The organism is Candidatus Poriferisodalis sp. (genome assembly GCF_965208485.1).
Lineage (GTDB): Bacteria > Actinomycetota > Acidimicrobiia > Acidimicrobiales > Poriferisodalaceae > Poriferisodalis.
In genome coordinates this window covers 3,293,872-3,313,247 of the sequence record NZ_OZ242344.1, presented here as the reverse complement: position 1 = coordinate 3,313,247, position 19,376 = coordinate 3,293,872, and the positions used below count along the sequence as shown (strand labels likewise).

Here is a 19,376-nt window from a genome sequence, read left to right as displayed (position 1 = left end):
CGCCGAGGCGCTGCGTTGGGGCGCGCTCGCCGGCGTCGGTTGTCGATCAGCCGATGGACACGCGAGGACGAGCTGTACCGGCTCATCAAGCGGCTGTTCCCGGCACACACGATCCGCCGAGAAGCCTCACTGCCATGGCTCGGCCGCCAGCGTCTCGACGTCTGCCTGCCCGAACTCAACTTGGCCACCGAGCACCTAGCAGGATGCTAAAAAGTCGATTTTCAGGCCTAGCAGGATGCTGAAAAGTCGATTTTCAGGCGGTGTCCAGTTGCAAACCTGCAGGTCAGGGGCTTGCGCTTCCGGCCAGACCTGCACGTTTCAGTAGCCTGCTAGAGCGAGGTTCGCATCAGGTCGGCGCGGTGTCGGTCGCCACTGCGCCGTCGGCGGTCTTGTGCATCTGTCACAGGGCATGCCTGTCACAGCGGCTGCCTACGGTGGCCGTATGGGCGAATCCCTTATCGACATGCCGACGGATGGCGGTGCTTCGATCAGTGTCGAGTTGCCAGCATGTAGTTTGGGCGGCGTGAAGGAGTGCGGGCGCCGAGTGTCGCAGGCCTGTTCGCAGGCATTGAGCTTGACATGCATGAGGGCTGCGACAACGGCTGCGTCATCGACGAGGCCGAGGTCATCTACTGGGGCCATTGCCCTGCATGTCAAGCGTCACCACCAGTCCAACAGACCGCTCAGATCTGAGTGAAGGAGCAGAAATGACTGACACCAGCGCAAGCGAAGCGGCTCCGGTGGCAGGCGGATGCCCGGTGCTGCATGATCCCGCGTACATGGGTTCGTTGGCGAACCAGCAGTGGTGGCCTGAGCAGTTGAACCTGCGGCCGCTCAGCAAGAACTCGCCGAAGATCGACCCGACCGGTGAGGGTTATGACTACGCCGCCGAGTTCGAGACGCTTGATCTCGCTGCGGTGAAGGCGGATCTTGCCGGGGTGATGACTGATTCGCAGGACTGGTGGCCGGCCGATTTCGGTCACTATGGGCCGTTGATGATCCGGATGGCTTGGCACAGCGCCGGCACGTACCGGGTTTATGACGGGCGGGGGGGCGGCGGCTCGGGCACGCATCGGTTCGCGCCGCTGAACAGTTGGCCGGACAACGCCAACTTGGACAAGGCGCGGCGCCTGTTGTGGCCGGTCAAGCAGAGGTACGGCGCCAAGATCTCCTGGGCCGACTTGATGGTCCTGGCGGGCAATGTGGCGCTGGAGACCATGGGGTTCGAGACGTTCGGTTTCGGCGGCGGCCGTCCCGACGTGTGGGAGCCTGAGGAGGACATCTACTGGGGTCCTGAGACCGTCTGGCTGGACGACGGGCGTTACAGCGGCGACCGCGACCTCGCCAATCCGCTGGGTGCGGTGCAGATGGGGCTCATCTATGTGAATCCCGAGGGGCCCAACGGCACGCCCGATCCGCTTGCGGCTGCGCGGGACATCCGTGAGACGTTCGCCCGCATGGCGATGGACGACGAGGAGACGGTGGCGCTGATCGCGGGCGGTCACACCTTCGGCAAGACTCATGGCGCCGCTGACGGCGATGCCCATGTCGGTCCTGAGCCTGAAGGCGCGAGCCTCCAATCCCAGGGCTTGGGCTGGACGAGCACGTTCGGCAGCGGCAAGGCGGGCGACTCGATCACCAGCGGGCTGGAGGGCATCTGGACGCCCACGCCGGTGACGTGGGACAACACGTTCTTCGAGGTGCTGTTCGGTTACGAGTGGGTGCTGTCCCAGAGTCCCGCAGGCGCCTTCCAGTGGGTGCCGACCGATCCGGCTGCGTCCGGCACGGTGCCCGATCCTCATGACCCGTCGAAGCGGCATGCGCCGGTGATGCTCACCACCGACCTGTCGCTGCGGATGGATCCCATCTACGAGCCGATCTCGCGGCGCTTTCTCGAACACCCCGACGAGTTCGCCGACGCGTTCGCTCGGGCTTGGTACAAGCTCACCCACCGCGACATGGGCCCCGTCTCGCGTTATCTCGGGCCCGAAGTGCCCGACGAGGTGCTGATCTGGCAGGACCCGGTGCCTGCTGTGGATCACGACGTGATCGACGACGCTGACGTCGCAGCGCTCAAGACGGCGATTCTGGAATCGGGCCTGTCGGTCTCGGAGCTGGTGAAGGCGGCGTGGGCGTCGGCGTCCACGTTCCGCGACAGCGACCTGCGGGGCGGCGCGAACGGCGCCCGCGTCCGGCTCGCTCCGCAGCGCGGCTGGGAAGCCAACGACCCGGCCGAGCTGGCGGCCGTGCTCACTGCGCTCGAAGGCGTCCAGGCAGCGTTCAACAGCGCGCAGAACGGATCGAAGCGTGTGTCGCTCGCGGACCTGATCGTCCTGGGCGGATGCGTCGGCGTCGAGCAGGCAGCCCGCGCGGGCGGACACGATGTCGTCGTTCCGTTCTCGCCGGGCCGTGCTGATGCTCTGGCCGAACAGACCGACGTCGAGTCGTTCGCCGTGCTCGAGCCGACCGCGGACGGGTTCCGCAACTACTGGCGTGCCGACGACAAGCGCCGCCCCGAGGTGATGCTCGTGGACCGGGCGAGCCTGCTGTCGCTGACAGCGCCGGAGATGACAGCGCTGGTCGGCGGCCTGCGAGTGCTCGGCGCCAACACCGGCGGCTCGTCGCTTGGCGTGCTCACCGACCGATCCGGAGCGCTGACCAACGACTACTTCGTGAACCTGCTCGACATGGGCACCGAGTGGCAGGTGTCCGACACCGAGCACGTCTACGAAGGCCGTGACCGCGTCACCGGCGATCTCAAGTGGACCGCCGGCGCAGTCGACCTCGTCTTCGGCTCCAACTCCCAGTTGCGTGCCATCGCGGAGGTGTACGGCGCGGACGACGCCGGGGCCAAGTTCGTCGCCGACTTCGTGGCGGCGTGGCACAAGGTGATGGACCTCGACCGCTACGACCTCGCCTGAGACCGCTGCGCTCAGCAGCACCCGGCCGGCCCTCGACGAGTCCTGACCGGCCAGAGCTCAGATTCGGACGGCGACCTCGTCGAGCGCCTGCCAGTCGAGCGCGTGGCGCCCGTGGCGGTTCAGCATCAGCATGAACAGCGCATCACCCCGCTCGGTTCGATCGGCCAGCGTCGTGGCAGCTATCGCAGACATGCGTGCGGAGAACATGAAGTCGCACGCCACGCCGCTCTCGTTGTCGTCGAGGATCACGCGAGCCTGCCGCAACGGCTCGACAATCTCCAAGCGAAACGGCCCGACGCTCAGCTCGATGCGCTCAGCCGGGGCACGGCGCGAAGCGCAGAAGCAGTGCAGCAGCCCGCCGGCCCAAGTGACGCTGAAGTGGCAGTCGAGAATCCCCCGATGAGGGCAGACCGCCATGCCCAGCCCGAAGTACTGGCCGGCATCGTCAGCGTACCCGTTGAACCACATGCGGTCGTAGAAGCACGGCGGGCCGCCCTGCCACCGGTAGAACCACGACTCGGACAGCCCCAGCGCCCGGCAAGCGACCGCGTGGGGGATCCGGTGCTCGGTCCTCTGGGAGGCCACAAAGCGCGCCACGCTCACTTTGTCGCCTCGTTCACCCACAGGACCACGGATCGTTTGAGCACATCGCGCTCCATCTCCAGCTCAGCGCAGCGGCACCGCAGCCGCACCAGCTCGGCACGCTCGTCAGCGTCGAGCGCCCCCTCGCCGGCCGCTCGGCGCTCCGCTTTGACCCAGTTGCCCAAAGTCCCCGCATGAAACCCCAGATCCCGGGCCACATGCGCGATCGGCTTGCCGGTCTCGATCACGATCCTCACCGCGCCAGCGCGGAACTCCGGATCGAACCTTCTTCTTGTCTCAGGCATCGCTCCCCTACTCCTCTGAGAACATGCCTCCTAGATTCCGGGGGAAGCCCAACCCCGCGGGTCATCAAACGCAAAATGCCCAAACGGCACGCCAAACGCGCCCGACACCACCACAGGCCCCAACCCACCGGATCACCCCTCGCCGCAACACAGCCTGGTTCGCCCTGGGTTTCCAGTGTTCGCTGCCTGGCGATGCCCCGGGGCAGAAAATCCCGACCAGTGGTTTCGGATGCCGTCGCTACGGTGAGTTGCCGTGAGCGTCAAGGAGATCCTGATTGTCGCCGGACCCAACGGCGCCGGCAAGACGACGTTCGCGCGCGACCACCTCGACCTCGAGGCCCGAGGGCTGACCTACCTGAATGCCGACGTCATTGCTGAGCGGCTCTCCCCCGGCGAACCCGAGCTCGCCGACCTGCCGGCCGGCCGGTTGCTGCTGACCGAGATGGACCATCTCACCGGCGACGGCCGCGACTTCGCGTTCGAGACCACCCTGTCGGGACGTGGCTACCTGCGGCGGATCCGACGCTGGCGCGCCGACGGCTACCATGTGGCGCTGACGTTCCTGTTCCTGCCGTCGGCGGATCGCGCGATTGCTCGCGTACGCCACAGGGTCTCTCTCGGTGGACACCATGTGCCAGATGATGTGGTGCGTAGGCGCTACCATGCGGGCTTGGAGCACTTCTGGCACCTGTACAGGCATACGGTCGACGTGTGGGAGTTGTGGGACAGCCGAGGGGAGAAACCACAGATGATTGAACGGAGCGGTGGCCTTGCCTGAACGCATCGAAACGGCTGATGTCTGTGATCAACAGAATGGCGCGAGCGCCAACGGCCGTCTGCGATTCTCGGGTCCTGAATTCACAGCGAGCGTAGAGCGCTCCCTGATTCGAGCGGCGAAGCAAGCGCATCTCGAGTCCTACCTCGCCGGCGTAGGTGTCGCGTACGACCGCGACGGCGTGTTCGGCATCTACAAGCCCGACCCAGCCCTGTACGAAGATCTGCTCCCACCCGACTTTGACAGAAGCCAGATCCCGCCCCAGTTCGAGGACGAGGAAACGTTCCCCGACCTGCCGTCGTCGCTCCCCCAAGACTTCCTGGACGGGCTGAGGGCGTTGGCCAAGTCCTCCTGACGATCCCGAGAATCCGGGCCGCCGCAATCGCTCGGCCTAGGAGGATGGTCGGAAATGGGATCTTGCCGACACAGCAAGTCCCTGACCTGCGGGTCTGCATCTGACAAACGCCGAAACAGCGGCTTTCCGACCACCCTCCTAGGAGACCAGCCAGAGCTGCAGGCTCGTCAGCACCTCGTTGCCGGTCTCGGTGATCAGCACCTGCTCTTCCAGCTTCACGCCCTCGCCGCCGGATCTCGGCCCGATGAACGCCTCCACGCACATCACCATTCCGGGCTCCAGAACCCCGTCGTAACCCCCTGCGTCCCACTTGTGCCGGTGGTAGACGGCCGGGTATTCGTCGCACAGCCCCACGCCGTGGGAGATGACCGTGTAGCCACGGTAGTGCTCGGGGTCGGGGTACCACGCCTTGTCGGTGATCTCCCGCAGTGTCGCCCCGGGGCGGTGCAACTCGGTGTTGCGCTGGATCTGTTCGAGTGCGAGCGACCACGCGTCGTGCTGGGCACCACTGGGTCTGCCGCCGCCGCAGAGCCATGTCCGTGACAGGTCCACGCACATGCCGTACGCGCCGATCAGGTCCGTGTCGAAACCCATCAGTTCGCCTGCCTGCACCCGGCGGCTGCTGGCCTCGTGGTACCACGGGTTCGTCCGCGGTCCCGACGACAGCAGCCTGGTCTCGATCCACTCGCCGTAGCGCCGCAGGCTCCCGGCCCACAGCTCGGCCCACAGATCCAGCTCGCTCACACCGGGCTCGAAGACGGCGGCCATGTCGCCGACGGCCGCCTCGCAGGCATGCACGGCGCACCGCATCGCCCGGATGTCGTCGGGACCCTTGATCGCGCGGGCCTGCTCCATCATCTCGCCGGCACTGACCAGCTCGATGCCGCGGCGCTCCAAAGCCCGGACCCCGCGCAGTTCGAGCTGATCGACTGCGAGGCGTCGCCCTCCCCCGCTGTGCTCGTCCACCAGCGCCGCAATCTCGGTCGCCCAGCGGTCGGCGATCTCTCCCGAGCGCGGCCCGGCCTTGAAGTAGATGTACGACAGTCCCGGGCGGATCTCGTCCACCGTCTCGGAGTGGGCATCGAGGAACTCCCCGTCGGAGAACTCGAACACCACAACAGGCCCCTCGGCGGCCACGAACGCATAGCGGACAGCGTTGTGCATGGTCCACAGCGACATGTTCGTGGTGTCGGTGACATACCGGACATTGAGCGGGTCATACAGCAGTGCCGCGTCGCAGCCTGCGTCCCGCAACTGCTCGCGCACGCGCTCCAGCCGGAATCTGCGCATGGCGGAGCGGTTGGGCAGTTCAAGTCCCGCCGCCACCCACATGGCCTCCAGGTCGGGGCCGGGTCCGAGCGCGTGCATGTTGAGATCGGTGTGATCGAGGAGCCACTGGGGCGGTTCGGCTCTTTCCGCGCCGATCTTGGGACGGTGGCGAGCTTCGAATCCCTGACGTGACATGCCTGCTGGCCCCTCCCCACGTCAGCCAAGCCGCCGCGGCTCCAAGACAGCGGTGCGCGGCGAGCCTAGGGTCTGACCATGACCACGGAGAGCCACGACGGCGGATCGCTCACCGGTATCGCCATCCATCCCATCAAGGGCTGCCGCCGCGTCGAGCTCGACTCGGTCGTGGTGTCAGCAACCGGGCTCGAGGGTGACCGTGCCTGGCAGGTAGTCACGGATCCCCAGGAAGACAGCGCACTCGGCGAGGCGGTCACTCAGCGTCGAAATGCCGCCCTCGCCACGGTCGCGCCGGAGCCGATCAACGGCGGCCTGACCGTCAGCGCACCCGAAGTCGGCACGATCGACGTGAAGCGTCCCGACACGAACGACATCACGGTGCATGGACTCATCGGCGATGAAGTCGCGTGTGCAGATGCCGGCGACGAGGCCGCCGAGTTCTTCAGCGAGGTGCTCGGCTTCCCGGCGAGGCTCGCGGCGTTGACCCCGGAGTCCTCCCGGCCGATGCGACTGTTTCGGGGACGTCTCGCCGGCTTTGCCGACGCCGCGCCCGTGCTGGTCGTCAACACCGCCTCCCTCGACGATCTCGTCGCACGGGCGACGGAACCCTTCGGCATCGAGCGCTTCCGTGCGAACCTGATCGTCACCAATGACCAGCCGTGGTCCGAGGACACCTGGGCGGAGTTCTCGATCGGCCCAGCCCAGCTGGCCGCCCGGGTGGCGTGGCCCCGCTGCGCCGTCCCCCAGATCGACCAGGACACGGGCGAACGCCACCGTGAGCCCGCCTTGGTGTTGCGCGAGCACCGCTGGTGCTACAGCGCCGAAGGATTCTCGCCGGGCATGCGAGGGATGCTGGAGGGCAACGCCATGTTCGGCATCGCGTGCACCATCGATCCCGAAGGCACCGTGCTCTCAGTGGGCGACCCCGTCTCGGTCACCGCTGCCGGCCCGCCGCTGCTCGACCCGCCCGCCTGAGGGCGCCGAATCAGCCGCTGGCCCAACTCGCCGAGGACTTCGTCGGTGTGCTCGCCCAGCATCGGCGCGCGATCCCAGGCCCACCAGTCGCCGTCGGTGTTGAACGGGGAACCGGGCACGGTGTAGCTGCCCAGTTCGGGGTGTTCCTCGGTCCGCCACCATCCGACCGCCTCCAGATGAGGGTCAGTGCGCAGGTCGCCGACCGTGTTCACCGGGGTGATCGGGATCCGCCGACGCTGGCCTTCGACGAACAATTCCTGCTTGGTGAACTGGGTCGTCAGCTCCTCGATCCAGGCGTCGACCGCTTCGAGCGCCTCGCGCCGCACCACGATGTCGACGAAGATCTCGTCGAGAATGCCCTCATTGCCGGTGAACTCGTGCACCCACTGGGCAACGGCGTTCCAGTGGGTGGGCTGGATGGCGATCATCGCCACGTAGCCGTCGGACGCCGGGTACATGCCCATGGGGCTGGTGATCGGCCGCCGGTTGCCGGCCCGAGGCCTCGGCACCTGATCGTCCAAGTACAGCGGCACGCCAGTCTCGGGAGACAGCCAGAGCCCGAAGTCCTGCAGCGACAGATCGACCGTCTGTCCGAGCGCCCGCCCGCCATTCGCCGAGGCCTGATCGCGGGCTCGCAGCGCGAGCATCGATCCGATCACGCCGTACAGCGACGCCCCGTGCATCAGCACGCCGATCTCGCCACCTGGCGTCAATGGCGGGCCGTGGGGGAAACCGACCGTGGACGCCAGCCCGCACGAGGCCCAGCCGACCAGGTTCGAAGATTGCCAGGCACGCCGCGGGCCGGTCATGCCGAACGGCGTGATCGACGTCCAGATCAAGTGGGGGAATCGCTCGACGATTCCAGCCACTCCGAGGCTGCCTTCGTCGCTGTCTGCCAGCCACGGGTAGGTCTCCTGGATGGCCGGAGGTGCGTCGTCGAGCACGACATCTGCGGAATCGATGAGCTTCATGAGCGCGGCGACATCGTCAGCGTCGGCGAGATCCAGCACCACGCTGCGTTTGGAAGCTGCGTAGTACGCCCACCACAGGCTGGCTTCGGAGCCGCTGTGCCCGGGGGCCAGCGGGGGCATCGTCCGCACAGGGTTGCCCTGGGGTGGCTCCACGCAGATGACATCGGCACCGAGCGCTGCCCACACCCGCGTGCCGTAGGCGCCCGACAGGCCCGTCAGGTCGAGAACCCGGGTGCCCGTCCAGGGGCCCCGCCGTTGTCCGGCGGCTTGTTCGGCGCTCATTGCCCACCGCCCGTGACGTTGCCCTCGGCGTCGTAGAACTCGGCGATGCCCACCGACTCGTACCAGCGGTCGAATGGCCGCTCCAGCACGAGCTCAGGCCGCGAATCAGTGAACACGTCGCCCGCTTCGATCATCTGGGACACCTCGTCATCGGCATAGCCCAGCTCGGCCATGACCTCCGTAGTGTCGCCGCCCATGTTCGGACCCGCTCGTGTCACGAACGGCGGCGTCTCGCTCATCCGCAGCGGGTCTCGCACGAACAGGTCCCTGCCGAGGCGGGGGCACGGGACGATCGAGTACGGCCGGCGGTCATGCACCTGCGGATCGACGAGAACCCCGGTGTGATCCAGCACCTCGTAGGCCGCGATGCCCAGTGCCTGCAACTCGGCAGCCGCCTGCTGCGGGCTGCGACGCGCCGTCCATGCCGACAGCTCCGCATCGATGGCGTCGTGGTTGGCGATGCGATCAGCCAGCGTCTCGTGCGGATAGGTCGACAACGCAGCCATATGGCTGGCGCCGTGCGCCCCGATGCTCCGCCATTCGGGCAGCGCTGCGAGCGACTGCCACTCCTCGTCGCTCTGCACCTCCACGGCCACCCACCGGTCGCCGCCTGCGCAGGGATAGATGCCTGCGGGCGCCGACCACGGCACACGGTTGCCGTTGCGGAACGGCTCTGGCACGCCCAAGTCTTGACCCACCAAGTACGGGCCGAGGAATGACACCGTCGTCTCGAGCTGGCTGATGTCGATGAAGCGTCCCTCGCCGGTCTGCTCACGCTCGTGCAGTGCGCTGAGAATCGCCATCGTGGCATGGAGGCCGCCCATGTAGTCGGGCGGAGCGATGGAGGGAATGCCCGCAGGCTCTTCGTGCGGGAACCCGGTGAGGGCGTCCCAGCCCACCAGCGGCGCCTGGTTGGGTCCGAAAGCCCGGAAGGGGTAGTACGGCTTGTCGGGATCGACGCCGAAGCCCGTCATGCCGGCATAGATGATGTCGGGCCGGAGCTCGGCGACAGACTCGTAGTCGAGACCCAGTTCGGCGATGCCCGGCGCAGCGAAATTGGTGAGGAACACGTCGCAGGTCGCCAGCAAGCGCTTGGCGGCCTCCAGCCCGCCGGGCTGCTTCAGCTCGAAGCCCACCGATCGCTTGCCGCAGGACATCTCGGGCACATACGGGCTCGTGTCACAGAACACATCGGCCAGCTCGGGATCTCGCGCCCATGCAGAGCCGAAGGCCCGAGCCACGTCGGGATAGCTGCGGGCCTCCACCTTGGACACCTCGGCACCATGGTGGGCCAGGATCTTGCCGCAGCACGGCGCCGCTACCGCGATGCTGATCTCGAAGACTCGGACGCCGTCCAGCGGCCTGCGGTCAGCGCTGTCCGTCATGGTCGACACCTCGTCTGCTGCGGTCCCATAGCCCGCTGACCTTACTCCCCTCACTCTCAGCCGCTCCCGCCGCTAGCGCCGTCGCTTCGCCTGCGAACAGGCCCTCCAGCGATCCCCGCCACAGCGAAGGTTGCTTGACACGGCACTAGTGGTGTGTCGCGGTTTTCTTGCGGGCAGGTCGCGGCCCGCTGACCTGCGGAAACAGGCTTCGGCAGGCCCTGTGCAAATTGCCGACACACCACTAGGAGCACTTCCCCAGCACTCTCACCGGCTTGGGAACGTCGGAGGCATCGGTCGCAAGCGCAAACGGATGCCAGCAGCGGCGAAGCAGATCACCCGCCGGCGCTCCGCGTTCGACCTCGATGAGGTCCGGCGCCGAGAGGAGTTCGGGCAACTCGTACCCAGTGCCGACATCGATGTTCACCGGCCGTTCGCTGAGTTGGCCCATCGGTAACCTCGCCCCGTTTGTACCATCCGTGCGCCTGCTGACATGTGAGCACGCTGCCGGCTGAGGGGACGGGTCCGAGATGAGCGAGAGCGAGAACGCTGCGGGGCCGCTGGCCGGGGTGCGCGTTGTCGACCTGTCGTCGGTGCTCATGGGCCCAGCTGCAACACGGACCCTCGGCGACCTCGGCGCTGATGTCATCCTCGTCGAATCGGCAACAGGCGACCGCAACCGCAGCATGGGCGCCGGCCCGACGCCGGAGTTCTCCGGTGTCGCACTCAACCTGCTGCGCAACAAGCGCAGCATTGCGATGGATCTCAAACATCCGCATGGCCGGCAGGCGTTTATGGACATCGCCGCAACCTGCGACGTGATGATCACCAACCTGCGTCCCGGACCGCTGGGAAGGCTCGGCCTGAACTACGAGGCGGTGCGGGAGGTTCGCGACGACATCGTGTTCTGCCGGGCCCATGGCTACCCGTCCTCGAGCGACCAGGCCGACGCACCGGCGTACGACGACATCATCCAGTCCGCCAGCGGCATCGGCGACCTCTTCCGCCGCATGGGCGCCGAGCCGATGCTGCTGCCCAGCCTCGTCGCCGACAAGTTCTGCGGACTGACGATTGCCAACTCGGTGACCGCTGCGCTGTACCACCGGGCTCTGACCGGCCAGGGGCAGTGCATCGAGATCCCGATGATCGATGTGATGCGCGCCTTTGTGCTCGCCGAGCACGGTGCGGGCGCCATCTCCGAGCCCCCAGTGGCGAGCGCTGGATACGCCCGCATCCTCACGCCCGAGCGCAAGCCCCAGCAGACCGCCGACGGCTGGATCAACATCCTTCCCTACGACCACGAGCACTACGTCGCACTGTTCGAAGCCGGAGGACGGCACGATCTCGCCGCCGACGAGCGTTTCGCCACGCCCATCGAGCGCGTTATACACAGCGACAGCCTGTATCGCGACGTCGCGTCGGTGCTGGACCAGCGCACGACTGCGGAATGGCTCGAGCTGTGTTCCGAACACGGCATTCCCGCCACCGAGGCAGCGACGCTCGATGAGCTCGTATCCCAGCTACCGGTCGACGAGCATCCGGTCGCGGGCCCGTACCGGTCCATCCCGCCACCCGAGCAATTCTCCGAGACGCCGCCGAGCGTCCGGCGTCCGGCGCCGAGGATCGGCGAGCACGGCCGGGAGATCCTCGCTGAGGTCGGCTACGACGTCGAGACGATCGACGGCCTCATCGACACGGGCATCCTCAGCGAGTCCTGACATATATCGAAATTCAGGCCGGCCCAAGGCAGGCAATCACTACGGTCGCGAGAGGGCCAGCCCCCGGTTGCTACCCAAGTGGGTTGCTCTGCCAACTCCGGGGCGGCTGGCCTCTGCGATACAGCGTAACAGGCGGATGATGACGCCTGGCCTACGATCCGCTCACCACAGAACGGAGCAACGATGAGAGAGGCGGGTTTCCTCACCGGCGTCTGCCTCGATGTCGGCGGGGGCCGCAGCATCAGCTAGCAGCGCCAGCGAGCACCGGGTCGCCCATGTCGGCGGCAGCACCCGGAGGAGCCGCGTGAGCAGGTGAGCCCTTTCGCTGCGGCACCTGTTGCTGCCCGCTCTGGTTCGCTGCGCTCACGGACCGCTCGGGCCACGGCTTCGCCTACCGGCTCAGCCTCTTGGATAGGGTCCCGACGGTGAAGTTTGCTGCATTTCTGGCACCGCACCATCTGCCGGGCGAGAGTCCTGCGCTGCAGCTCCAGCGCGACTTGGACTTGGTCACGTACCTCGACCGCCTCGGGTACGACGAGTTCTGGTGCGGCGAGCATCACTCGACCGGCTGGGAGACCATCGGCTCGCCCGAGATGTTCCTGGCCGCCGCAGCGGTGCGCACCGGCCGCATCAAGCTCGGCACCGGCGTCACCTCCATCCCCTATCACCACCCCTTCAACGTCGCCCAGCGCATCACCCAACTCGACCAGATGAGCATGGGACGGGCGATGCTGGGAACCGGCCCGGGCGCCCTGCCCTCGGATGCCCACACGCTGGGCATCGATCCGATGCTGCTGCGTGACCGCCAGGACGAGGCCATCCCGGTCATCCAGCGGCTGCTGGCCGGCGGCGAGCGGTTCACCTATGAGTGCGACTGGTTCTCGCTGTACGACGCCAAGCTGCAGATCCTGCCGTACCAGCACAAGGTCCCGATGGTGACGGCGTCGATGATCAGCCCGTCCGGCATGACGCTCGCCGGCAAGCACGGCATCGGTGTGCTGTCGATCGGCTCGATGTCCACCGAAGGACTGGCCTCGCTGCCGCTGCAGTGGAGCTTCGCGGAGGAATCCGCCGCCAAGCATGTCCAGGTCGTGAGCCGGGACGACTGGCGGGTGATGTTCAACTTCCACGTGGCGCTCACCCGCGACCAGGCCCGGCGAGATGTCTCCCACGGCCTGCTGCGCTGGCACAACGAGTACAACGTCGACACCCTGCAGCGGCCCGGCCTCGAACGCCTCGCCTCGACAGCCGACGCGATCGACTTCTACGCAAACCCCGACTCGGCCGCCGGGGTCATCGGCACCCCTGACGACCTCATCGAGAACATCCTGCGGATGCAGGAGATCACCGGCGGGTTCGGCGTGATGATGGGCTTCGTCAACGACTGGGCCGAGCCGGAGGCCATGTTCCGCAGCTGGGACCTAGTGGCGCGCCACGTCATCCCCGCCGTCAACGGCCAGCTTGCCTCCATGGCTGAATCGAACGAGTTCGTGATCCGCAACCGGGAGTACTTCGACCGGGCAGGCAAGGCAATCCTGGCAAAGATCTTCGAGAACGAGCGTGCCGTTGCTGCACTCAAGGGCGGCGGCACCGGCAAGACCGGCTTCACGCCCCGCGTCGGCGAAACTGCCGAAGCGGACTAGGTCCTTGCCGGCTGACACAGTTGGTGCCAGATTCTCCTTGGCTTTGACACGCCAGAGACGCCTCAGACCGGAGCACATCATCCTCGTTGAGCGAGCCTCAGTACCCTGACAAACATGGCCGCGACGCTGGAGCAAATCAGCCTTCTGGCGTTCAACAGGCTGCTGAAAAAGCCCGTTCTAGGCGGACCTGTAGCTCTCTGACCTGTGGGTTTGTCTCGACGATTCTGCGATTCGGCCCCTTTTTCAACACCCTGTTAAGCGTCTCGAGGCTGCATCGGCCTCGGGGGCGAAGACTCTGGCAACCACGCACAGTCCCGCGATCCTCGATGCCTTGGGCGGCCACGATCACGAGGGTGTGCTCGTTTGCCATCGAGACGAAGACGGATGGAGCACCGTCACCAAGCTGACGGACTTTCCCGACTATCTAGAAGTGGTAGGAGGCAGTTCGCTGGGCGCCTCTGCTGTCCGAGACCGCCTTCGGCCCCAAAGCCAAGCCGCTGCGGAACAGCCTTCGCTGGTCGACGTGCTTGGGCTCTGATACGTGGCGATCTCCCGACAGGTGCTCTTCGTCGACACGTCAGTGCTGCTGCGCCTGATCGGTACAGACGGTGATGACGCGGCGCGGGAGATCGCGAGCGAGTTCGAACAGCGGAGTGAACGCGGTCAGCAGTTCGTGATTCCGGTTACTGCCGTTATTGAGGCCGGCAATCGCATCGCTCAACGCGCGTCAGATCGACGGCGACTCGCCGAGCGTCTGGCAAGGGTGCTCAAGGCAGCGAGTTCGGCACAACCGCCTTGGGTCGTGCGGGCCACGACATGGAATCGCCAGTTCGTCGACGAACTGCTCGATGGCAACTCCACCGGCACCGATCTGATCACACTCGTCGGCGATGGTCGACTTGGCAGCGGAGACGTCGCGATTCTCGTTGAACGAGACCAGTTCCAGCGCAGCACGGCGCATGTCGACGTGCGCATCTGGAGTCTCGACGACACACTCGCGGCCTATGGCTGACAAACGCCGAACCAGTCTGACGCCAGGCGATCCCGAGCGGCTCGGATCCGTCCTCGGCATCGACGCGCCGATCCTGCAGTCGGGCATGGGCGGTGTGGCCGGACCTGAACTCGTAGCGGCGGTGTGCAATGCCGGCGGCCTGGGGATCCTGGCAGCACTGAACCTCCGGCCCGACGCCGTCCGCTGCCGGATTCGATCTGCTCACCGATCTGCCGAACGCAGGCGATGTGGTGGCCCGAGTGATGACCGAGGCCCGAGAGCTGCTGGACAGGACCTGACGGCTCCTAGGTCTGCAGTGCTCGCCAGACCTTCTCGGGCGTCAACGGAAGATCGAGGTGCTCGACACCGAAGGGCGCCAGGGCATCCAGCACCGCGCCGTGGATCGCAGGGGTTGCCACCACCGTTCCGGACTCTCCGATGCCCTTCACGCCCAGCGGATTGAGCGGCGACGGCGTCTCGGTCTCGTGGGACTCGAAGAAGGGCATCTCTGCGGCCGAGGGCAGCAGATAGTCCGCCAGCCCGACGGTCATCGGAATGGCGTCTGAGTCGTATTGCATCTCCTCGTACAGCGCTGCGCCGACAGCCAGCGCCAAGCCGCCGTGGACCTGGCCATGCGCCAGCACCGGCTGCAGGATGACGCCGGCATCGTCGACGCTGACCAGTCGACGCAATTGGATCTCCCCTGTTGCCGTGTCCACCTCCACGGCCGCGACACACGCGCCGAACGAGAAGGCTCCGGCACCGCCTTCGGGCCTGAAGTGATGGTGGGCGCTGAGCTCCCCCAGGTCGCCCCACCCGAGAGAGCGGGCCGGTGTTCCGACCACGTGGAACGTCCCCCGGTCGGTGTCGAGCGTCACGTCGTCAGGATCGGCTTCCAGCAGCTCAGCGGCGCGCTCACGTGCCGCCGCCGCGAGGTCGACGGCCGCGCCGTAGGCCGCAGCGCTGCCGAGCTGTGCCGAACGCGACCCAATGGTTCCGCCGCCGATCGGCGAACGGTCCGTGTCGTCGTGCGAGATGGTGACCCGATCGACATCGAGGCCGAGCTGGGAGGCCACGACCGGTGCGAACGTCGTCTCGTGGCCCTGACCGTGCGGTGATGTCCCGACCACGACATCGACCGTGCCGTCTTCTGCGAGGAAGGCCGTCGCCCGCTCGCCTTCGCCGCCGCCGGTGATCTCGGTGGTGCAGCTCACCCCGATGCCGAGAAGCACGTCGCTGTCACCGCTCGCCCGCCGCGCTGCCTGCTCTGCTCGCAGTCCCTCGTAGTCGGCTGACTCTGCTGCCAGCCGCAGTGCTTGGGGGTAGCTGCCGCTGTCGTAGGTGGATCCGACCGCCGTCCGGTACGGGAACCGGTCTGGCGGCACCAGGTTGGCGAAGCGAGTCTCCAGCGGATCGCGGCCGATCGCTTGTGCGAATCGGTCGACTGCCCGCTCGATCGAGCAGGCTGCCTCGGGCCGGCCGGCTCCACGGAACGCCACAGTCGGCGTGGTGTTGGTCACCACCGAGGTGCCCCGCAGCGTGGCGTGCGCAATGTCGTAGACACCGGTGCCGCTGTTGCGCAGGTTGCCGGTGACGTTGGTGCCCATGGCCGGGTAGGCGCCGCTGTCCTGCAGCGCGTCCACCGAGTAGGCGACGATCGTGCCGTCACCCATGCCGCCGATGCGGACCCGGTGGCGCGAAGCTCGCCCGTGCCCCATGGCCAGAGAGGCCTCTGAGCGGGTCTGCGCCCAGCGGATCGGCCGATCGAGTTCGCGCGCCGCCCAGGCCACGACCACGTCTTCGGGATAGCAGCCCCAACCGCCCTTGGAACCGAAGCCGCCGCCGACATCGGGCGAGATCGCCCGCACGGTTCCCGGCTCGAGACCCAGCAGCGTCTCGATGACGTGCTTCGCGCCAGCCGGACGCTGCGAGCACACCCACGCCGTGCAGCGCCCGTCGGGACCCCAGCTCGATGCGCCCGCAAGCGGTTCGATCGGATGCGGCCCCAGCCGCGGATGGCGTATGTCGAACGCCACGGTGACATCGCAGCCGTCCCACACATCATCGGGGACGGCATCCAGCTCCCAGGCCAGCGCCACGTTCGTCCCGGCGTGGGTGTGGAGCAGCGTTTCGCCGTTGAGGCTGGCATCGAGGTCAACCACCGGGGACAGCGGCTCGTAGTCGACGATCACGAGCTCAGCGGCGTCAACTGCCGCGGCGCGGGTCTCGGCGATCACCAAGGCGATGGGCTCACCGACGAAGCGGACCGTGTCGTAGGCCATGAGCGGTCGCCACAGGTCGCGGTTCATCGACGGCAGCCGAGGCGGGAACGGCCAGCCGTCCACCTCGGGACCGAGGTACACGGCGATCACGCCGTCGGCCTGACGGGCCTCGGTCACGTCGACGCCGGCGAGCCGGGCATGAGCTTCCGCGGAGCGGACGAACACGGCTTGTGCCGCGCCGGCCAGCTCGGGAATGTCGAGCCCGTCGATGTAGGTGCTCTCGCCTCGCAACAGCGGCTCGTCTTCGCGCCGCCCACGGAATTCTTCGCTCACCACGGCAGCAACGTAGCCCTCAACGTGCGACATTTGTGCAGAAGCGCTCGGCGTGCAGAGACGGCGACGAGCCTCCAGGGAGGATCCCGATGCCTGATGAGAATCCGTTCAGCCGGGGCTGCGCTTGGGTTGACGGCGAGTACGTGCCCATCCGTGACGCCAAGATCTCGCTGCTCGATGTCGGTTTCAGCCGCTCGGACGTGACCTACGACGTCGTCGCTGTGTGGAACGGCAAGTTCTTCCGGCTCGACGCCCACCTGGACCGGTTCGAGCGCAGCATGAAGAGCCTCCAGATGAGCCTGGAGCTCGACCGTGAGCAGATTGCCGAGATCCTTACCGAGTGCGTACGCAAGTCAGGGCTGCGCGAGTCCTATGTCGACATGATCACGACACGGGGTCGTCCGAGCCGCGGCAGCCGCAGCCCGTGGTCATTCCAGAACCGGTTCTATGCCTATGCGATCCCGTACATCTGGATCGTCGAACCGGACAAGCAGGAGGAGGGCTCGCACCTGATCATCGCTCAGGACACCGTGCGCATCCCGACGGCATCGGTGGACCCGACGGTCAAGAACTTCCACTGGGGCGACCTGACTCGCGGCGCCTTCGAGGCCCACGAGCGTGGCGGCAGCGTGGTCGTGCTGCCCGACCTCGACGGCAACCTCACCGAAGGACCCGGGTTCAACGTTTTCCTCGTCGCCGATGGCGGGCTCTACACGCCCGATGCCGGGGTGCTGGAGGGCATCACCCGCCAGACCGTCCTCGACTTGGCCGCCGAACAGGGTCTGACCACCCATGTGGCCCCCATCCCGGTCGCCGAAGCCGGCCGGGCCGACGAAGCGTTCATGACCAGTACGGCCGGCGGCGTCATGCCAGTCACCATGATCGACGGCCGGCTGCTCGGTGATGGCACGCCCGGTCCGATCACGATGCAGCTCCGTCAGGCCTACTGGGACGCCCACGACGACCCTCGCTGGACGATCCCGATCGACTACTGATGCGCTTGAGTCGAACGTGTTCGGACGGATGGACTGCCTCAAGACGAAGATGGACGGCGTTGAGTCGAAGATCGACGGGATCATCGCTGAGATGCACGACTGGCTCGCTGACGTACGCGATCAGATCGCTCGGCTCTCTGACTGAGCGCCTTAGCCACGTCAGCGGGTCGAGTCCACCCTGTCTGTACGGGGCGGGGCAGCTACCCACCAGTGAGGATGAGAGTCGGATTCACGCACGTCTTCCACGATCCGCTGTCGCTCCAAGTGGAACAGCAACTGCTCGGCGAGATGATGGTGCCAGTCGGCGCTGTGCGGTACTCCGACCACAGCGCCGGCAGCAGCGGCATCAGCTCGCCATCGCGCAGCGCACGAGCCGACGGCGGGCGGCGCTTGGCCGACCAATACGTCGACGGGGCCGCCCCCAGCATCCGCACAGCGTGCTGTGTCTGCTCAGCCGAATACCGCCTCGAAGTCGGCGCCGGCCGAAGTTCTGCATCCACCGATCCCGTGCTTGCTCCAATCCTCGGAGCCTGCGCAAAACCCAGGACGAATCAAACCAGCAACAGCGCCGTGATGAAGAGGCCCAATGCGCTCATACCATGTAAGCATGGCCGAAGCAAGGACCGAAGCAAGGACCGAAGGGGGCGAGGCAATGTCTGAACCACCTGAGTCGCAAGCGCGATCAAACTACGAGGCGTACATGGCTCGTCACCGAGAAGAACTTGAACGTGAACATTCCGGACGGGTAGCTCTGATGCACAACGGCGAAGTGGAAGCGATCTACAACGACGAGCAGGACGCCTACCAGATCGGAGTCGAGAAGCACGGTCTCGGCAACTTCTCCCTGCAAGTCATCGGTGAGGAACCGGTATCGCTCGGGTTCATCGGTGCCTTGCTCTGATGCCTTCGTTCGATGGGAAAGTTCGCAGCAACCGAATCCTGTTGATCGTCCGTGTCGCACTGCCAGACTCATCTGATCCGATTCACGCCTGCCACGCACTGGTAGACACTGGGGCCTCATCAACGGTGATCTCCCCGGCCGTGACCACCGCCCTCAACGCTGTCAGCATCGGGGTAAGAACAGTCGGCACAGCCAGTCAGCCGAGCGTGGCCGCAGATCAGTACGTGCTCGACATCCATATTCCCGTCGAGACCAGTCACTCCGGACCGGACGGGGAACCTGTCAAGGGCAGCTATGTCCACAAGCAACGGGTGACAGCGGTGCAGTTACCCATCGGTGACGGCACCTACGATGTGCTGCTCGGCATGGACGTATTCTCTCAGCACCACATTTCCATGCACAGCGGTCAGTTTCACATGAGTGTGTAGCTTGTACGTATGACTAACCGCAGAGCGGAGCAACCCCGATATGAGCAGCTGTCCATATCGCAGGCTGCCTACGCGCAGCTTGCTAAGGATCGCCTTGAACAGCCGCAGCCAGAGTCGAAGCCTCAGCCGGATA

General features: G+C 66.4%; 19 protein-coding genes and 2 pseudogenes. 13 read left to right on the top strand and 8 right to left on the bottom strand.

The window, feature by feature from the left end:
* Positions 1–39: 39 nt before the first annotated feature.
* Both ACOGXQ_RS15455 and katG read left to right on the top strand, forming a co-directional pair.
* On the top strand, positions 40–210 hold the full coding sequence (locus ACOGXQ_RS15455) for a hypothetical protein (RefSeq protein WP_419944510.1): 171 nt from the start codon (positions 40–42) through the stop codon (positions 208–210).
* Between the two features lie 497 nt (positions 211–707).
* Entirely contained in the window at positions 708–2,921 is a 2,214-nt protein-coding gene (gene katG / locus ACOGXQ_RS15450) for a catalase/peroxidase HPI (RefSeq protein ID WP_419944509.1), read from the top strand.
* 57 nt (positions 2,922–2,978) lie between these two features.
* On the opposite strand, the gene ACOGXQ_RS15445 is transcribed toward katG, so the two are convergent.
* Together ACOGXQ_RS15445 and ACOGXQ_RS15440 are read right to left on the bottom strand one after the other, a co-directional pair.
* Entirely contained in the window at positions 2,979–3,524 is a 546-nt protein-coding gene (locus ACOGXQ_RS15445; RefSeq protein ID WP_419944508.1) for a hypothetical protein, read from the bottom strand.
* Entirely contained in the window at positions 3,521–3,808 is a 288-nt protein-coding gene (locus tag ACOGXQ_RS15440; protein WP_419944507.1) for a transposase, read from the bottom strand. The genes ACOGXQ_RS15445 and ACOGXQ_RS15440 overlap by 4 nt, the downstream gene beginning before the upstream one ends.
* Positions 3,809–4,061: 253 nt before the next feature.
* Here ACOGXQ_RS15440 and ACOGXQ_RS15435 point away from each other — a divergent pair, with 253 nt between their 5' ends.
* Positions 4,062–4,586 (top strand): AAA family ATPase, encoded by a 525-nt coding sequence (locus tag ACOGXQ_RS15435; protein ID WP_419944506.1) that lies wholly within the window; start codon positions 4,062–4,064, stop codon positions 4,584–4,586.
* Positions 4,573–4,938 (top strand): hypothetical protein, encoded by a 366-nt coding sequence (locus ACOGXQ_RS15430; protein WP_419944505.1) that lies wholly within the window; start codon positions 4,573–4,575, stop codon positions 4,936–4,938. The genes ACOGXQ_RS15435 and ACOGXQ_RS15430 overlap by 14 nt, the downstream gene beginning before the upstream one ends.
* A 138-nt stretch (positions 4,939–5,076) precedes the next feature.
* Here ACOGXQ_RS15430 and ACOGXQ_RS15425 read toward each other — a convergent pair whose 3' ends face one another.
* Entirely contained in the window at positions 5,077–6,402 is a 1,326-nt protein-coding gene (locus tag ACOGXQ_RS15425; protein WP_419944504.1) for a M24 family metallopeptidase, read from the bottom strand.
* Positions 6,403–6,480: 78 nt separating this feature from the next.
* On the opposite strand from ACOGXQ_RS15425, the gene ACOGXQ_RS15420 reads away from it, so the two are divergent.
* Positions 6,481–7,377, top strand: coding sequence for an MOSC domain-containing protein (locus ACOGXQ_RS15420; RefSeq protein WP_419944503.1), 897 nt, complete (start codon positions 6,481–6,483; stop codon positions 7,375–7,377).
* A gap of 56 nt (positions 7,378–7,433) precedes the next feature.
* On the opposite strand, the pseudogene ACOGXQ_RS15415 reads toward ACOGXQ_RS15420, so the two are convergent.
* The 3 genes and pseudogenes from ACOGXQ_RS15415 to ACOGXQ_RS15405 all read right to left on the bottom strand — a co-directional run.
* Positions 7,434–8,630 (bottom strand): annotated as a pseudogene (locus tag ACOGXQ_RS15415) (CoA transferase); the annotation flags it as partial.
* Complete coding sequence (locus ACOGXQ_RS15410; protein WP_419944502.1) at positions 8,627–10,015, bottom strand: CaiB/BaiF CoA transferase family protein; 1,389 nt, start codon at positions 10,013–10,015, stop codon at positions 8,627–8,629. The gene ACOGXQ_RS15410 and the pseudogene ACOGXQ_RS15415, both read right to left, overlap by 4 nt.
* A gap of 241 nt (positions 10,016–10,256) precedes the next feature.
* Positions 10,257–10,463 carry a hypothetical protein gene (locus tag ACOGXQ_RS15405; protein ID WP_419944501.1) on the bottom strand — a complete coding sequence of 69 codons (207 nt, stop codon included), beginning with the start codon at positions 10,461–10,463 and terminating at the stop codon, positions 10,257–10,259.
* 79 nt (positions 10,464–10,542) lie between these two features.
* Here ACOGXQ_RS15405 and ACOGXQ_RS15400 point away from each other — a divergent pair, with 79 nt between their 5' ends.
* The 4 genes and pseudogenes from ACOGXQ_RS15400 to ACOGXQ_RS15385 form a co-directional block, all read left to right on the top strand.
* Positions 10,543–11,730 carry a CaiB/BaiF CoA transferase family protein gene (locus tag ACOGXQ_RS15400; RefSeq protein ID WP_419944500.1) on the top strand — a complete coding sequence of 396 codons (1,188 nt, stop codon included), beginning with the start codon at positions 10,543–10,545 and terminating at the stop codon, positions 11,728–11,730.
* Positions 11,731–12,155: 425 nt separating this feature from the next.
* Positions 12,156–13,373 (top strand): LLM class flavin-dependent oxidoreductase, encoded by a 1,218-nt coding sequence (locus ACOGXQ_RS15395; protein WP_419944499.1) that lies wholly within the window; start codon positions 12,156–12,158, stop codon positions 13,371–13,373.
* Between the two features lie 541 nt (positions 13,374–13,914).
* Complete coding sequence (locus tag ACOGXQ_RS15390; RefSeq protein WP_419944498.1) at positions 13,915–14,385, top strand: hypothetical protein; 471 nt, start codon at positions 13,915–13,917, stop codon at positions 14,383–14,385.
* A pseudogene (locus ACOGXQ_RS15385) lies at positions 14,333–14,533 on the top strand (nitronate monooxygenase); the annotation flags it as partial. The gene ACOGXQ_RS15390 and the pseudogene ACOGXQ_RS15385, both read left to right, overlap by 53 nt.
* 136 nt (positions 14,534–14,669) lie before the next feature.
* On the opposite strand, the gene ACOGXQ_RS15380 reads toward ACOGXQ_RS15385, so the two are convergent.
* On the bottom strand, positions 14,670–16,922 hold the full coding sequence (locus ACOGXQ_RS15380; RefSeq protein WP_419944497.1) for a xanthine dehydrogenase family protein molybdopterin-binding subunit: 2,253 nt from the start codon (positions 16,920–16,922) through the stop codon (positions 14,670–14,672).
* 86 nt (positions 16,923–17,008) lie between these two features.
* Between ACOGXQ_RS15380 and ACOGXQ_RS15375 the strand changes: the two genes are divergently transcribed.
* The gene (locus ACOGXQ_RS15375) at positions 17,009–17,914 is read left to right on the top strand and encodes an aminotransferase class IV (protein ID WP_419944496.1); all 906 of its coding nucleotides are present in this window, start codon (positions 17,009–17,011) and stop codon (positions 17,912–17,914) included.
* A gap of 16 nt (positions 17,915–17,930) precedes the next feature.
* Complete coding sequence (locus ACOGXQ_RS15370; protein ID WP_419944495.1) at positions 17,931–18,059, top strand: hypothetical protein; 129 nt, start codon at positions 17,931–17,933, stop codon at positions 18,057–18,059.
* A 55-nt stretch (positions 18,060–18,114) separates the two neighbouring features.
* On the opposite strand, the gene ACOGXQ_RS15365 is transcribed toward ACOGXQ_RS15370, so the two are convergent.
* The gene (locus ACOGXQ_RS15365) at positions 18,115–18,342 is read right to left on the bottom strand and encodes a hypothetical protein (RefSeq protein ID WP_419944494.1); all 228 of its coding nucleotides are present in this window, start codon (positions 18,340–18,342) and stop codon (positions 18,115–18,117) included.
* 179 nt (positions 18,343–18,521) lie between these two features.
* Here ACOGXQ_RS15365 and ACOGXQ_RS15360 point away from each other — a divergent pair, with 179 nt between their 5' ends.
* Positions 18,522–18,815, top strand: coding sequence for a hypothetical protein (locus ACOGXQ_RS15360; RefSeq protein ID WP_419944493.1), 294 nt, complete (start codon positions 18,522–18,524; stop codon positions 18,813–18,815).
* Positions 18,815–19,243 carry an aspartyl protease family protein gene (locus ACOGXQ_RS15355; RefSeq protein ID WP_419944492.1) on the top strand — a complete coding sequence of 143 codons (429 nt, stop codon included), beginning with the start codon at positions 18,815–18,817 and terminating at the stop codon, positions 19,241–19,243. The genes ACOGXQ_RS15360 and ACOGXQ_RS15355 overlap by 1 nt, the downstream gene beginning before the upstream one ends.
* Positions 19,244–19,376: the final 133 nt, after the last annotated feature.

Coding starts and splice junctions, on each gene's coding strand:
- katG (WP_419944509.1), top strand. CDS start 708: ATGACTGACACCAGCGCAAGCGAAGCGGCTCCGGTGGCAGGCGGATGC.
- ACOGXQ_RS15440 (WP_419944507.1), bottom strand. CDS start 3,808: ATGCCTGAGACAAGAAGAAGGTTCGATCCGGAGTTCCGCGCTGGCGCG.
- ACOGXQ_RS15425 (WP_419944504.1), bottom strand. CDS start 6,402: ATGTCACGTCAGGGATTCGAAGCTCGCCACCGTCCCAAGATCGGCGCG.
- ACOGXQ_RS15420 (WP_419944503.1), top strand. CDS start 6,481: ATGACCACGGAGAGCCACGACGGCGGATCGCTCACCGGTATCGCCATC.
- ACOGXQ_RS15410 (WP_419944502.1), bottom strand. CDS start 10,015: ATGACGGACAGCGCTGACCGCAGGCCGCTGGACGGCGTCCGAGTCTTC.
- ACOGXQ_RS15405 (WP_419944501.1), bottom strand. CDS start 10,463: ATGGGCCAACTCAGCGAACGGCCGGTGAACATCGATGTCGGCACTGGG.
- ACOGXQ_RS15400 (WP_419944500.1), top strand. CDS start 10,543: ATGAGCGAGAGCGAGAACGCTGCGGGGCCGCTGGCCGGGGTGCGCGTT.
- ACOGXQ_RS15375 (WP_419944496.1), top strand. CDS start 17,009: ATGCCTGATGAGAATCCGTTCAGCCGGGGCTGCGCTTGGGTTGACGGC.
- ACOGXQ_RS15365 (WP_419944494.1), bottom strand. CDS start 18,342: ATGCTGGGGGCGGCCCCGTCGACGTATTGGTCGGCCAAGCGCCGCCCG.
- ACOGXQ_RS15360 (WP_419944493.1), top strand. CDS start 18,522: ATGGCCGAAGCAAGGACCGAAGCAAGGACCGAAGGGGGCGAGGCAATG.
- ACOGXQ_RS15355 (WP_419944492.1), top strand. CDS start 18,815: ATGCCTTCGTTCGATGGGAAAGTTCGCAGCAACCGAATCCTGTTGATC.